16 protein-coding genes are annotated in these 14212 nt (G+C 68.3%); 4 read left to right on the top strand and 12 right to left on the bottom strand.

Annotated elements, in window-relative coordinates:
• Positions 1 to 28 precede the first annotated feature (28 nt).
• Genes ELY19_RS00820 through ELY19_RS00805 form a run of 4 tightly spaced genes read left to right on the top strand, consistent with a single transcriptional unit; the run spans position 29 to position 3496 of the window.
• Positions 29 to 790 carry a cyclic nucleotide-degrading phosphodiesterase gene (locus ELY19_RS00820; protein WP_126194505.1) on the top strand — a complete coding sequence of 254 codons (762 nt, stop codon included), beginning with the start codon at positions 29 to 31 and terminating at the stop codon, positions 788 to 790.
• 34 nt (positions 791 to 824) lie between these two features.
• Entirely contained in the window at positions 825 to 1607 is a 783-nt protein-coding gene (gene rph / locus ELY19_RS00815; protein WP_126194504.1) for a ribonuclease PH, read from the top strand.
• Positions 1604 to 2239, top strand: coding sequence for an RdgB/HAM1 family non-canonical purine NTP pyrophosphatase (rdgB, locus tag ELY19_RS00810; RefSeq protein WP_126194503.1), 636 nt, complete (start codon positions 1604 to 1606; stop codon positions 2237 to 2239). The genes rph and rdgB overlap by 4 nt, the downstream gene beginning before the upstream one ends.
• Positions 2240 to 2248: 9 nt before the next feature.
• Positions 2249 to 3496, top strand: a complete 1248-nt coding sequence (locus ELY19_RS00805) for an LCP family protein (RefSeq protein ID WP_126194502.1) — start codon at positions 2249 to 2251, stop codon at positions 3494 to 3496.
• 74 nt (positions 3497 to 3570) lie between these two features.
• Here ELY19_RS00805 and ELY19_RS00800 read toward each other — a convergent pair whose 3' ends face one another.
• From ELY19_RS00800 to ELY19_RS23305, 12 genes are all read right to left on the bottom strand, one after another.
• Positions 3571 to 4896, bottom strand: a complete 1326-nt coding sequence (locus ELY19_RS00800) for a hypothetical protein (RefSeq protein WP_126194501.1) — start codon at positions 4894 to 4896, stop codon at positions 3571 to 3573.
• A 578-nt stretch (positions 4897 to 5474) separates the two neighbouring features.
• Entirely contained in the window at positions 5475 to 6932 is a 1458-nt protein-coding gene (locus tag ELY19_RS00795) for a hypothetical protein (protein WP_126194500.1), read from the bottom strand.
• Positions 6933 to 7831: 899 nt separating this feature from the next.
• The gene (locus ELY19_RS00790) at positions 7832 to 8167 is read right to left on the bottom strand and encodes a hypothetical protein (RefSeq protein WP_068571102.1); all 336 of its coding nucleotides are present in this window, start codon (positions 8165 to 8167) and stop codon (positions 7832 to 7834) included.
• On the bottom strand, positions 8167 to 8478 hold the full coding sequence (locus tag ELY19_RS00785) for a hypothetical protein (RefSeq protein WP_126194499.1): 312 nt from the start codon (positions 8476 to 8478) through the stop codon (positions 8167 to 8169). The genes ELY19_RS00790 and ELY19_RS00785 overlap by 1 nt, the downstream gene beginning before the upstream one ends.
• A 2-nt stretch (positions 8479 to 8480) precedes the next feature.
• Positions 8481 to 9416, bottom strand: a complete 936-nt coding sequence (locus ELY19_RS00780; protein ID WP_126194498.1) for a phage major capsid protein — start codon at positions 9414 to 9416, stop codon at positions 8481 to 8483.
• 8 nt (positions 9417 to 9424) lie between these two features.
• Entirely contained in the window at positions 9425 to 9595 is a 171-nt protein-coding gene (locus ELY19_RS23310) for a hypothetical protein (protein ID WP_164711478.1), read from the bottom strand.
• A 13-nt stretch (positions 9596 to 9608) separates the two neighbouring features.
• Positions 9609 to 10133 (bottom strand): hypothetical protein, encoded by a 525-nt coding sequence (locus tag ELY19_RS00775; protein ID WP_227967101.1) that lies wholly within the window; start codon positions 10131 to 10133, stop codon positions 9609 to 9611.
• Positions 10126 to 10713: a VG15 protein gene (locus ELY19_RS00770; RefSeq protein WP_126194497.1), complete on the bottom strand. Its 588-nt coding sequence runs from the start codon at positions 10711 to 10713 to the stop codon at positions 10126 to 10128. Before ELY19_RS00770 ends, ELY19_RS00775 begins: the two co-directional genes overlap by 8 nt.
• Complete coding sequence (locus tag ELY19_RS00765) at positions 10710 to 11996, bottom strand: phage portal protein (protein WP_126194496.1); 1287 nt, start codon at positions 11994 to 11996, stop codon at positions 10710 to 10712. Before ELY19_RS00765 ends, ELY19_RS00770 begins: the two co-directional genes overlap by 4 nt.
• Positions 11997 to 11999: 3 nt before the next feature.
• Positions 12000 to 13472 (bottom strand): terminase large subunit domain-containing protein, encoded by a 1473-nt coding sequence (locus ELY19_RS00760; protein ID WP_126194495.1) that lies wholly within the window; start codon positions 13470 to 13472, stop codon positions 12000 to 12002.
• The gene (locus ELY19_RS24080) at positions 13469 to 13960 is read right to left on the bottom strand and encodes an HNH endonuclease (RefSeq protein WP_126194494.1); all 492 of its coding nucleotides are present in this window, start codon (positions 13958 to 13960) and stop codon (positions 13469 to 13471) included. Before ELY19_RS24080 ends, ELY19_RS00760 begins: the two co-directional genes overlap by 4 nt.
• Positions 13957 to 14115 (bottom strand): hypothetical protein, encoded by a 159-nt coding sequence (locus tag ELY19_RS23305; protein WP_164711477.1) that lies wholly within the window; start codon positions 14113 to 14115, stop codon positions 13957 to 13959. Before ELY19_RS23305 ends, ELY19_RS24080 begins: the two co-directional genes overlap by 4 nt.
• Positions 14116 to 14212: the final 97 nt, after the last annotated feature.

Genomic DNA, 14212 nt, shown 5'->3' with positions numbered 1-14212 from the left:
GGATCGCGGATCTGGCAGCATGTGCTTCATGCGTCTCACCATCCTCGGGTGTTCCGGCAGCGTCGGCGGTCCTCGGGCGGCCTGCTCGGGATACCTCCTGGAGGTGGACGGGCACGATCCGGTCGTCATGGATTTCGGCCCCGGGGTGCTCGGGGAGTTGCAACAGCGCGTCGATCCCAACACCGTCACGGTGATGCTCTCGCACCTGCACGCCGACCACTGCCTGGACGTGCCCTCGCTGCTGGTGTGGCGGCGCTACCACCCGGTGCCCGCGTCCGGGCGCGCCCGGCTGATCGGCCCCGCCGACACGCCCGAGCGGCTCGGCCGTGCCTCCGCCGAGACGGCGGCGATGCTCGACGACATCTCCGACACGTTCGACTTCTCCGCGTGGGGGGAGGGCGAGGACCACACGGTCGGCGGCCTCACCGTGCGTCCCTTCCGCATGTTCCACCCGCCCGAGTCGCACGGATTGCGCATCACCGCGCCCAGCGGCAGGGTACTCGCATACACGGGTGATACGGGGGTGTGCGACAACCTGGTGGAGCTCGCGCGCGGCGCTGACGTGCTGCTCGCCGAGGCCAGCTGGACGCACGACCCGGCGAACCGGCCGCTCGGCGTGCACCTCTCGGGCGTCGAGGCGGGCCGGGCCGCCGCCGAGGCGGGCGTCGGCCGGTTGCTCCTCACCCACATCCCGCCGTGGACGTCGCGCGAGGCGGTCCTGGCCGAGGCGCGCTCCGTCTACGACGGCCCGGTCCACGCGGTCACGGGCGGCGACGTCTTCGAGCTCTGACGCCCCCGCCGACCGGAGGCGATAGGCTGGGCGCGTGAGCAGACGCGCAGACGGCAGGGCCGACGACGAACTCCGCCCCGTGACGATCACCCGGGGATTCACGCAGAACCCCGCCGGCTCGGTGCTGGTGGAGTTCGGCAACACCAAGGTGCTCTGCACCGCCAGCGTGGAACTGGGCGTGCCCGGATGGCGCCGCGGTTCCGGCCAGGGCTGGCTCACCGCGGAGTACGCGATGCTCCCCGGCGCCACCCACGAGCGCAGCCGCCGCGAGTCCACCAAGGGCAAGGTCGGCGGCCGCACGCACGAGATCTCCCGACTCATCGGACGGTCGTTGCGCGCGTGCATCGACCTCGCGGCCCTGGGCGAGAACACGATCGCCATCGACTGCGACGTCCTGCAGGCCGACGGCGGCACCCGCACCGCGTCGATCACCGGCGCCTACGTGGCCCTGTGCGACGCCGTCACCTACCTCGGCGCGGCCGGCAAGCTGACCGACCCGCAGCCGATCTCGTGCGCCATCGCCGCGGTCTCGGTGGGCGTCGTCGACGGCCGGGTCCGGCTGGACCTGCCGTACGAGGAGGACTCGCGCGCCGAGGTCGACATGAACGTCGTCGCCACCGATACCGGCACGCTCGTCGAGGTGCAGGGCACCGGCGAGGGGGCGACCTTCGCCCGCACGACCCTCGATTGGATGCTCGACTCCGCGATCGCCGGCACCGAGAAGCTCTTCGCGGTGCAGAAGGAGGCGCTCGCGGCGCCGTACCCCGGCGAGCTGCCCGAGTTCGAGGGCGAACAGAAGAAGAAGTTCGGTCAGTGACTGTGCGGTTGCTCCTGGCCTCCCGCAACACGAAGAAGCTCCGCGAGCTGCGGCAGGTCGTCGCGGCCGCCGGCATCGTCGGCCTCGAGGTCGTCGGCCTCGACGAGGTACCGGCCTTCGAGGAGCTGCCGGAGGACGCGCCGACGTTCGAGGGCAACGCGCTGATCAAGGCGCGGCAGGGTTTCGAGCGGACCGGCCTGCCCTGTGTCGCGGACGATTCCGGGATCTGTGTCGACGCGCTCAACGGGATGCCCGGCGTGCTCTCGGCGCGGTGGTCGGGCCGGCACGGCGACGATCCGGCGAACACCGCGCTACTGCTCGCGCAGATCTCCGACACCCCGGACGGGCGGCGCGGCGCGGAGTTCGTCTCGGCATGCGCGCTCGTGGACGGCAGCGGCGAGCTGACGGTGCGCGGCACCTGGCCGGGCACCGTCCTGCGGGAGGCCCGCGGGGAGGGCGGATTCGGCTACGACCCGGTCTTCCTGCCCGACGGTTCGGACCGCACCGCCGCGGAACTCACCGCGGAGGAGAAGAACGCGATCAGCCACCGCGCGCGGGCGCTCGCCCAACTGGTGGAACCGTTGCGGGCACTCGCGGCGCGCGTCCCCGACGAGGGGCGGTCCGCGCGGTAATGTCGCCGCGTGAAGCGCAGACCGTCGGGGGCGCGCGGTGGCCGCGTGGCCATCGCGCTGCTGTCTGCCGTCGTGCTCGCCGTCACCGGAACCGTCTGGTGGAGCACCAATCTGGTGATCGGCGGCTTCAACGTCTCCCGCGCGCTCGCTGAGGCGAAGGTCGCGAAGTCCACGGGCGGCGCGAAGAACATCCTGCTGATGGGTCTGGACACGCGCCGGGATCAGAACGGTGATCCGCTCCCGGCCGACGTCCTCCAGCAATTGCACGCCGGTACCAGTGACAACGGCGGCTACAACACCAACACCCTGATCCTGCTGCACGTGCCCGCGGACGGGAAGAAGGTGACCGCGTTCTCGATCCCGCGCGACGACTACGTGACCTTCGTCGGCGTCGAATCGCGGAAGAAGGGGAAGATCAAGGAGGCCTACGGCACCCGCAAGGCCGAGGTCGAGGACGAGCTGGCCGCGTCCGGCGTCTCGGACCGCAGGGAACTCGAGAGCAAGGCACGCGAATCCGCCCGCGCCGCCACGATCGCCACTGTCGGGCGCCTCGTCGGGGTGCCGATCGACCACTTCGCCGAGGTCAGCCTCGTCGGGTTCTACGACCTCGCGCAGACGCTCGGCGGTGTCGAGGTGTGCCTGAACAACCCGGTGCGCGACAGCTTCTCCGGCGCCGCCTTCCCCGCCGGCCGGCAGAAGCTCAACGCGGCGCAGTCACTGGCCTTCGTCCGGCAGCGGCACGGACTGGCCGACGGTGACCTCGACCGCACGCACCGGCAGCAGGCGTTCATCGCCGGGGTCATGGTGCAGCTGCAGAAGCAGGGCGTCTTCGGCGACGTCCGGAAGCTGCAGTCCCTGATCGCGGTGGCGCAGAAGGACGTCGTGGTCTCCGACGGCTGGGACCTGCAGGAGTTCGCGCAGCAGGCCGGGCAGATCGCTGGCACGAACCTCACCTTCACGACCCTGCCGGTGCTGGGCTACGACACGATCGACCAACAGGCCGTGAACCTGGTGGACCCGAAGGCCATTCGTGCGCAGGTGCAGAAGGCCTTCGGGCAGTCCGTGCCCGAACCCGACGACGCGGACGAGACCGCGGACGGGACGGAATCGCGCGCCGCGACGCCGGCCCCGAAGCCCGTGGGCTTCACCGCACCGCGCGCCCCGGGCACGACGGCGGTGCCGACGACCACCGCGGCGGGCCCCGTACCGGACGCCGGTACCACGCTGCGTGGCGGCGAGATCCCCTGCGTGGATTGATCAGGTGCGGTTCGCGCCGCTGGAGACGGCGAAGGCCGCCCGCGCGGTGGCGCGGGCGGCCCTCCTCGCGGTGATCAGGACGCCGAGCCCGCGGCCGAGTCGGAGTCGGCGGTCGCGCCGGAGCCGGCGGTCGCGTCGGAACCGGCGCTCGATGCGGAGTCGGTCGTCGAGGCGGGCTCGGGTGCGGGAGCGGGGTCCGCGGGGGAGTCGGCGCCCGCGGCGGCGCCGGACTCGGTCGGGGAGTCGGACGCGGCCGCCGGTGCGGAGTCCGGCTCGGGATCCGAGCTCTGCGGCGTCGCCGACGTGGTCCGCACGTCGATGCTCGGCGGCGTGAAGCCGTCGGTGGTGCTGAGGGAGCCCGTCCTGGCCTCGACGGTGGCGGAGTTCCCCGCGGTGTCCCGGACTCCGACCCCGGCACCGGGGCCGACGAGTGCGGCACCGTCCGGGCCCACGGAGGCCCGGCCGGCGTCGAGTTCGAGCGCACCGCGGCCGAGGCCGGTCGCGGTCACGGAGAAGTCCGCCTCGCCGCCGTCGATCGCCAGGCCCCGCGGACCCACCGACGCGTCCGGTCCCTCGATGTCGATGCTCACCCTGCCGAGCGGTGAATCGGCGCCGCCCTCGATCTCCCCGGTCTCGATGATGAGGCCGTCCCGGCCCAGCGAGATCTCGCTGCCGTCGATCTCGAGACCACCCTTCCTGAAGGGCGTTCGCACCAGGATGTCGAAGTCGGGGCCGCGGACGACCAGGTTGCCGTTGTCCACACCGAACGAGCCGGCCCCGAGCTGGAGTCGGGACTGCACGCCGAACACGTCGAGAGTGAAATCGAGGCGGGGCAGGAAGATGATGAAACGGGTGTCGTTGCGGGTGATGCCGCCGAGCGAGACGGTCAGGAGCGTGTTCCCGATGCCGAAGGGCGCCACGGCCCCGATCGCCGCCCGCGGGCGGATCTCACTGTAGGAGCCCGACTGGCTGACGCCGAGGGTGTAGGCGGCGGTCGCGGAGCTGCCGAAGGGCCCGGGAAGGGTGTGCATCGTGATCCCGGGGATGCGGGACAGGGCTTCCTCGATCACGGTCGCGGGCTGACCGGGCTGGGCGAGCGCGGTCACCGCCTCCGCCGCGACCGCCCGAGCGGAGGCGGCGTCCGGGACGACCAGGAGCGTGCCGACGGGCGTCACCGCGCCGGTCGGTCCCTTCACGAACACAGGCGCAGCGGTGGAAGCCGCCTCGAGGCTCGCGGGGGCCGCGGGCGCCGCCGCGGGCATGGGACGCGCGCTCGTCTCCAGCGTGGCGGGAAGGGCCGGGCCGGCCGCGATGGACGTGGTGGCGGCGATCGCGCCGGCGGCGGCTCCCACGCGCCGCGTCGCGCGTGCGCGGGGTGTGGGATTCGAATGACGACCCATGGGAAACTCCTGACGGGAACGAATGAAAGAAACTACGACGGGTTTGTTGGATCTCAAATCTAACAGCATTTCATCGCCTCGGATGCATTCACTGAAGATTCTGACAGGGTATGTTGTCACTGTTTAATGCGACGTACGAAGAGTCACTGTGTCGGCTTTGCGGACGTGGTGGAATCCGATGAATAGGCGAGGAGTGCGGGAGGCTTCCGATATTTGATATCGGGAAAGTGGGATGCGGATGAATTCGTGACGGTCGCGCACTATCGTTCGAATGCGACGTCGTGACCAGCGCATGATCGACAACAACACTCTTCGGTGCGAGGCGACCGTCGTTGCGCACGTGAGCCGACCCGCCTCTGCGGAATGCGCATACAGGCATTGATGGAATTGCAACTAATGGAGCCGGTGAAGGCTCGCGCGATGAACCCCGGTGTGGGTGTTCGAGTAGGGAAACGGCGGCGAATCGAAACGCCACCGGAATTCCTCATCAGCCCGACCCGTCCTCGTGGTGGTGGCACACGAGAACGGCCGCCGGACTCCGACGAGTCCGGCGGCCGTGCCTCGGGGGTGCAGCTGGATCAGTCGTTCGCGCTGGAAGCGGTGGCGTCGGATCCGCTGCTGGTCGTGCTCGACTCGCTCGAGCCGGAGCTGGAGCCGGAGGTGGTCGAGTCGGAGTCGGTCGACGTCGCGGACGGCGCAGCCGCGGCGGTCGGGGTCTCGGATTGCGGTGCGTCGGCGGCGGGGGCGCCGGCCTTGTCGGCGCTGGGCTTCGTCGTCGTCGAGGTCTCGAGCTCGGGCCGCTCCACCGTGACGCCGCCGGGTCCGACGCTGACGGCGCCCGAATCGGCCGTGGTGGTCTTCGACGTCGAGCCGTTGTCGGTCGTCCAGGTGCCCTCCGGTCCGTTGACGGAGACGCCACTCGTCCCGACCGCGGCGGAGCCGGCGGCGAGGTCGACGGTGGCGGTGCTCTTGTCGCTGGTGGTCTTCGAGCCCGCCGTCGGACCGGTGATCGTGGCGCCGTCGAGGCCGAGAGATGCGCTGCCGGTCGAGACGTCGAAGCGCGCCGTACTGCTCGCGTCGGACGGGTTGGTACCACCCGCGGTGAAGTCCGGACCCGCGGCGACGAGCCGGTTGTGGTCGAGGCCGACCTTGCCGAGGTTCACCCCGAAGTCGAGGAAGGGCTTCGTGTTGCCGTCCTTGTCCACGGTGTTCAGGGCGACCCCGAAGCTGGGGAGCGTGAGGAGCACGGTGCCCTCGCCGTAGGCGAACGCGCCCGGAGAGAAGGTGAAGACGACGTTGCCGAGGCCGAACGGTGCGGTCGCGCTGATCTTGGCGCCCGGCGTGAACGACGTGACGCCCTTCTCGCGCGCGGAGACGATCCAGAAGTCCGTGTTCAGCGCGCTGCCGAACGGTCCGGTGATGTCGGTGGCGTTGCCCGCCACGCTGCCCACGTCGACGCTGGACTTCGCGGCCTCGGACAGGTCGCCGTCCGACGTCGTGCCGAGCAGGATGCCCAGTGTGGGGGTGCCGATGAGGAACAGCAGGCCGCCGTACGTGTTGGTGTTGACGGAGAAGCCCTGGCCCTCCACGCCGATCTTCTGCTCGTAGAGCAGGCCGTCCCAGGGCTCACCGTCCGCATCGGTGTAGGTGTGCGGCAGGCCGAAGGTGCCGAAGGCGAGGCCGCCCGGCATCCCCGGCAGGGCACTCGGGGTGAACTCGGTGGTGACCTTGAACTGCTTGCCGAGGGGCGAGGAGTTCCACGATGCTGCTCCGTCCGAGATCTGCTTCTCGAGTCCGGGGAGGAACATCAGCGGCAACGAGCCCGGGGCCATCGGCAGAATGCCGAGGATCGTCTGCGGCGATTGCTTGAAGAGGTTCTGGAGCGTGAGCGGATTGGTGGTGGAACCGTCATCGGCGGCGTTCGCGAGCCCCGGTGTTGCCACCGTGAGTGACGCGGTCGCGGCCATCGCGCCCGCGGCGACGGCGGCCCGTCGCTTGGTGCGGGTCAAGGTGGTTGGTGCTGCGTGACGAGCCATGAAGTCCTCCGACTGGAACGATCAGGGTTTGGGGAAGTGCATCCCTGGGGCGGAGCGTACTCGCCAGTAGCTTGGCTGCAACGACTTTTCCGCATTCGTGCCTACGTGCGTAGTCATGGGAGGCCTGTGCAGCGCCTGAGAGGGGACGTCCGGTTCGGCTCCGGTTGTTATTTTCGGCCGCAAATCGGTCGGGCAATCATGTTAGGCGACAGTCTCGCGACGCTTTGACCTGCAAATTCAACGGTCGCAAGCACGGACACGGGGTGGTTCGCGCCATCCCGCGGTCGCGGGTTCACCGGGGCGTTGAGCGCGGCGGGGCATGCTCAAACATCGGGTGACAACCTGAGGCGCAGGTCACAGTATGTGCGTGGGCTGAGAACCGGGCTCAACGGCACCGTCGGAGCGTTTGCGCGGCGGAATCCGCATGCCGGACGAACAGTGGATGTCCACAGGTGGGCTGTAGCAAATCTGACAACACTGGTTGGCCACGGGCGGGAGGGTGCGACGAGGTGATGCGATGTGCCTCACTCGCGCCGTTTAGATGTGACGCGAGTCGCACACGGGCGTGGTGCGAGGGGTTCGGAACGCCGGAGAAGGCCTCGAAAAATTTCTGAGGCCGAAACGGGCAAATCGGAGAAGGTGACGGGATGGTGGGTGCGCCCGGGGAGACTTGAACTCGAATTTGCTCCCAGGTGAGCGCGGCTAATATCGCTCTACCTGCACAAATAGCTCGCGCTAGCTCACATAGAATTGACCCAATCGCGGCGAAGTGTGGGCAGGATGTGGGCAGACGGGAAACGCCCCCACCCTCAGCGGGTGGGGGCGCAGGGCGCGGGTGAAAGGGAACGAAAGCCGCGTGCCCTTGCCGGTAGCAGGGATAGGTGAACCCGCCCGGCCCGTTAGGTGAGGCTCTGTGACACCGCCTCGTAGTGGTGGAGTCGTCCGCCGAGCATGTGGCGTTCCGCGGCGCCCTGGGCGTCGAACCGTCGGCCGGCCCACTCGTACGTCACAGCAACTCCGTAGGTCGGGAGTTCGAGGGACGGGGCGAGCATGATCTTGTATCGCGTCTCGGTGTACGCGATGCCGCCGTTGACGGTGTTGCCGTTGCCGAGGGGCACCACCTGCCCCGGGACCACCTTCTCGATGGTCTCGTATATCTCGTTTCCATGGCTGTTGTACTGAGGCGGCACGTAGGGCTGTTCGTAGGACACCTTGATGCGGTGCGGCCACAGCATTAGATCGCCCTCCGCCTGAACCTGTTTAGGACGAACAGCTCGGCGAGGGTCCAGCCGGTGAACCCGCCGCGCACAGACACGGATCCGACATCGGTTGCCAGCTGCTCGGGGTGGACAGCGAGGCGGGCGGCTGCGGTGGTGATGACAGCCGCGATCTGGTCGTTCGGCTCGGTGCCGGTGAATCCCTGGTCGCGGGTGTAGGCCATCGCCATCGCCGTGATGACGGTGACGGCCTGCCCGGCCAGGGCGACGAGCTGCACGTCGTCGCCCTGACCAAGAAAGTCGGCCACGTCCTGGCCGGTGACCGCCATGACTACGGGGCGTCGGTGAGGACGATGACGCCGGCCGGATGGAGCAAGCCGAGATCATGGCGGCAGGTGACGCGAAGGCCAACTTGGTCGAACTCGGCGTAGCGCTCGGTCAGGACCGTGACGGTGGGGCTGGTGTCGCGGGCAACGACCACCTGGCTGAAGTCCGCGAGGACCGCCTTGCCGACGGGCAGCTTGTTCGTCGGGGTCACGCTAACACCGAACAGCCGGTAGGTGGCGTCCGCGGTCAGGTCGGCCTCGAGGATGTACTTGCCCGAGGTGTCCTTGATCTTGCGCAGGGCGATGAAGTCCTGGGAGTTGATCAGCCACCGGTTCGGGGTGACTTCGGCGGCGTGGGCGAGCGCGAGGGCGTCGAGCAGCGAGTCGGGGTCGGTGACGTCCAGCTCGCCGGTCTGCACGCCGGGCTGATTGAGGATGCCTGTGATGCCGTTCGCGGCGCCGGTACCCGCGAGCAGGTCAGCGTCGAGCTTGTCGGAGACGTCCTTGACGAGACGCTGCTTGAGCACGGCGTCGATGCCGATCTGCGACTGACGGACCAGCTCGTTGGTGTAGCGGAGGATGACCTTGTGTGACGTGCGCTCGGTCGGCATGAGGGTCAGCTCGTCGAAGTCGACGTCGGCGGTGTCGGGGATGAGCCCGCCCTCGGCGACGGTGCCGACGGTGGCACCGGAGACCAGCTTGGGGATGCGCAGCACGCCGGCGGTGTCGATGATGCGGGGACCGGATGCGAGGACGACCGACGCGGCCTCGAGCGGCTGCACGAGCAGCGACGAGATGGTGTCGGCGAGAAGTTCGGGATTGGTAGCGGTCGTTTCCGCCATGAGATGCCTCCTGGGGCAGAGTCGGGGAGATGAACACCCGCGCCGCCAGGACGCTTGAAGGGGTCGCGTTCCAGACGCGACCCCTTCAATATACCCCATTGGGGTATCTAGTCGATCTTGATGTCGAGCACGGTGTCGGTGCGCAGCGCCTTCACCTCTTTGCCGTCGGCGTCGTAGAACTTGGTAAACGCGCCGTCTTCCTCGTAGCGTTCGGCCTCGAATTCGTACTTCGGAACGATCGGCATTGATTGCTCAGAGTTGATGCTGAAGTGTGCCATTGCATGCCTCCTGTTAGACGTTGGTACCGCGAAGCATGCCAAGAAGATTGACGCCACCGGAGCCGTTCCGTGAACCTTGCCCGATATCCCCGCCGACGCGACGTGCACCCAGGTGGGGCTTGCGGGCGAGGAGGTCGTCGATGGCCTGCGTGAGACGCGCCCCATCGTCCTCCAGGTGGGTGGCGTCGAATGGTAGATCGGTGGGATCGGCCAGCTTTCCGGTAGCGGTGACCATCGCGGTGTGCAGCCGCTGGGCCAGGTCGTCGGCGCGCGCGGCGGCATCGCGGGCGTCCTGCCGGTACTTGCCGTTCTCCTGCCGAAGCTGCTCGACATAGGAGCGCGGGAACATGTCGCTGTCAGCGATTTGATCGGCCTCGGGCTGCTCGCCTGACGAGGAGGTGGGGTCGGTCTGATCTACCCCATCGTCCTTCTCGTCCACCTGATCTACGTCAACATCCATAGTGCGGATGTCAGCGTCGCCATCCGTCTTGGTCGCATTTGAAATGCGGGCATCCTCGGTGCTCTGGTCGTCATTCATGGTCGAGTTCCTTTCGGGTGGGGATAGGGGTACAGCGGCAGCCGACGTGCCGGTGCATCGGTCGGCTGTTGGGGTAGACGTAGCCACCGGGCCGCAAGTGCTCTTTGCGGAGCCAAATGCACAGTTCGCACGCGCCGGCATTCACTCCACGGACATAGCCATCAATGCCGTGCGACCGGTAGCTGTGCGTCATCTGCTCCTGCGCCGCACGTGCAGGCTCGTCTCGGGCGAACCTGTCCAGGCGGTCCGCGAAATCCGCAGCCTCGAGCAGGCCGGCCAACGTCGCCGCGGCCTTCGCCAGACGCTTGCGCTCCGCGGCCGCGGTGATCGGCGCCGTACCGAGGGGCACCACCTGCTCGCCCAGCACCTCCAGCACGTACGCCGCCGCTGTGACGTCCGCGCCGCCACGGACCGTCGCATTGATCGCCGCGACCGTCTGCACCACCAGCTCCTCGAACGCGGCCGTGTCGATCACACCGGACTGCCACAGGCGGTGGGCATTCGCGAGGGCACGGGCCGACTCGTCGCCGAGGCTCTGCAGCCACGCGTCGAACCGGTCGATCAGCTCACGTTCGGTCATGCCGCGCCACCGAGAACCTTGGACACGTCGATGTTCGCCACGGCGTCGCGGGCCCGGGCGGCATGGATCTCCGCGATCTCCGCATCGCTGTAGCCCAATCGCTTGAGCGCGAACGAGGCGGGCAGGATACCGGCCTGGTGGAGCTTGACCACCGCGTCGGCCTCCTGCGCAGTAGACCGGGTGGCGGCGTCGGCCCACTCGACACGTACGTCGACCGAGGCCGGATCGGCACCGTCACGGACACCAACCAGCAGGCGGGCCACCGACTCCCAGCTCCTGCCCAGGCTGTGCATCTTCGTCTCAGCTCTAGCAGTCAAGGCCGCCTCGGATGCTCGGATGGCGTCGGCGCTGGTCGGGTTGTCGCCGCCGATGCCGAGCATGTGTTCGGGAAGTCCTGATACAGCGGAGATTTGGCGCATGATGATACCGACCGCGTTCTCGTAGCCGCCGAGGTCCGCACCCGGGAGCTGCCCGAACTTGGCGGCGTCACCCTCAGCGACGAGGAACGCCGTGCCCTCATTGAACGGCGACACCGCGTTGCCGTCCTCGTCCTCAGCGAGTTCTACGCCCGTAGCCCACCGACGCGGACGGGCCGAGGTCTCGGACGCGATCATCATGTCCGAGAGCAGCTTGACGAGTGCCGCCGAGAGGTCGATGACGGACTCCATCTCGGACGTGCCCTCGGTGTCGAGCAGCCGGTCAGCGTTGGTGAACCGGACCACGGGAGGCACGCCGAGGGGGTTGTCGAACTCGTCGATGAGCTTGAATCCGGCGGTCGTCGCCCCGGTGCTGTTGGCCCGGTAGCGCTGCACGCGGTCGGGAAGGAACAGCGTCGCTTCGGTCGTCGTGGTGGTCTCCCAGCGCTTGAGTGCGGCGGTCACCTGCCGGGTGGCGGGGTCGATGAGCGACGACATCTGGTGCGCGGACTCGATGGACACGGACGGACGGCCCGTCGAGTCGGACCACACCAGCGCGTACGCGGCACCGAGCACCAGGGCCTCGCGGTGTGCGACCGGACTCATCTGGTCTAGATCGCACCTGGTCCAATCAGCCCACACGTCCGCGCCGGAGAAGCCCGTGATGCGGAGACGTTCGACGATGCTGTCGACGAGGATCTTCGGAATGTTCGCGCGGACCTGGCGCAGGCGGCCACCGAGAAGGGCAGCGGCTTCGGGGGCCAAGTAGCTCAAGGGGCTGTTGCCCGCGTACTCGCGATCGAGGCGGGCGTATCGGCCGGCGGGAGCGTCGACGGCCTGGAGCAGGGTGGTCAGGATGTCGGTCATGGGTCAGTACCTTCTAACTGCCGCAACGCGGCTTCGGGGTTTGTGGGATGCGAGCCAGGCGCTGCGCGAGTAAGCCATCACGGCACAAGCCGCGAGGTCGATCTTCTTGGCGGTCCTCGAGCGGGACCGCTTCGCGAGCCGGTACCCGCGTGCGTCCTCCGCGACCACCGCCGCAGCGATGTGCGCGGCCAGACGCTCGTCGCCGGAGTGCGACAGGTTGCCGTTCACGCACGCGGAGTACAGGTCTGTCGTCGCCGCAGTCAGACGCGACGGTGAGTGCGGGAACTCCACCACCGGCAGCCGCTCGGCTTCGAGCACCTGCAGCGTCCGGGTCCACCGGAATGGATCCGCTACGATCTCGCGGACCTTGTAGTCCTTGCACGCCCGCCGGATCCGGTCCTCCACCTCGGCGATCGGCACCCGGTAGGACTCGTCACCCGCCGGCCGCTCCCACACGCCGAGCACATCGAAATGGGGGGCCTCGTCGACGGTGGCGAGCAGCAGCGCCGTGGTGTCGTCGGAGAACGAACCGTCGAGCGCGATCACCACCTCCGAGCCGAGCGGAATCACCGCGCCGGTGGACAGGCCAGACCACACGCCCTCAGGCAGGAACGAGCCCTCGGTGTCGGTGGCGAGCTGGCACAACCGGGCACGTCGAAACGTCGCCTCACGCGTCTTCGGTGGCAGCAGCGCCACCAGCGCGTCCCGATGCAGGAAGTCATCCAGCGCGGGATTCGCCAGCTCCCAACAGTGCTCACAGTCCACCGGGTGATGCTCGAACCCGGCGGCAGAGAACTCACGGAACAACAGCGTCCGGTCGTCCGGGTGATCGCGGTGGTAGTCCCGCAGCGACAGCAGCACCTGGTCGTCGAGGTTCGGGCCCGGGGTGCCGATCGCGACGAGGACGGACTTCTCGCGCTTGCCCTGGGCGAGCTGCACCACCTCGAAGACATCGCGGTTCACCACACCCGCCTCGTCGACCAGAGCCAGCACGTAGTCCAGACCCTCGAGAGCGGCCGGCGATGCGGGCAGGCAAGAGAACACCGAGTCCGTCGTCGGGATCACCAGCTTGTCCTTGAACACCTGGCACCGCGACGACAGATCCTCGTTCAGCTCCACCATGCGCCGAGCAGCGTTGAACGCCAGCCCGGCCTGCCGCTCGTCCACGGCGACCACCACCACGTTCGCGCCCTCACCGCCGGTGAAGAACCGGTACAGCGCGATCGCCGCGTTCAAGGTCGTCTTGCCCTGCCCGCGGGGGAACATGATGCCGACGGTGCGCGCTCCGGAATCCAGCACGTCACGAGCAACGTCGACCTGCCAGTCCCGCAGATGCAGCTTGCCCTTCGCGCCAGTGCCCTTCGGCACCCGCAGGAACTTGTCCGCGAACGCGAGGAATCGCTCGGACTCCACCGTCGACCTGGGGCGAAACGGGAGCGCTGTGGCGTCCACCGCGGCCTTCGGACCGGCCTTCACGCATACCCCCCGGGGGTGTATAACGGTCTCTGCGCCTTGCCCCCGGGCGGAGAAGGGGCCTCAGGGGGCCTACTCCCCACCTGTACGGCTCGCTGAGCGACTGGGACGAGCTTTCGGTACTTGACCTTGCGTGTGCGTGCCTGCTCGCTTAGAAGGCGATTCAGGACGTCTGTTGCTTCGGCTAACGTGAAGGTGGCTCCTCGTCGGCCGTTGCAGGTGCGGCAGAGGACGCGCAGGTTTTCCACCTCGTACGTGAGTTCCGGGTAGTCGACGATCGGCAGGATGTGGTCGACCTGCAGGTTGCTGGTGCTGCTGCACAGCTCACAGAACGGTGCCTGCCGGCGGAGGCGTCGGGATAGGTTCTTCCACCTGCTGGTGTTCCAGTGAGCGCTCTTCTTGTCACGTCCGGTCTCTGCTGGCTTGCAGTCGGTGCAGTACGTGCCGCTGCTGATGAGGTCACCGCATGTAAGGCAGGGTCGTGCGGTCATGGTGTCTCCGTCTCGAGGGCGTCGGCGATTCGGTTTGTGAGGTCGCGGGCTTCATCTGCGCTCATAACCCAGGTGTCGCCGCCGAGTCGGACCATGACCTGGCCGGCATTGATGGGCGTGACGGTGGCCTCGCCGCGACGCTGCATGCGTTTCACCAGATGTCCTCGGGATCGAAGAGGGCGGGATCATCGTGTAGACCAGCACTGTCTTGTTCATCACCTCGTGCGTCGGCTGCGGCATGGGTGATGTATA

The sequence above is a fragment of the Tsukamurella paurometabola genome (assembly GCF_900631615.1).
GTDB classification, from domain to species: Bacteria; Actinomycetota; Actinomycetes; order Mycobacteriales; family Mycobacteriaceae; genus Tsukamurella; species Tsukamurella paurometabola_A.
The sequence above is the reverse complement of the archived record's forward strand: the minus strand, read 5'-3'. Positions and strand labels throughout refer to the sequence as shown.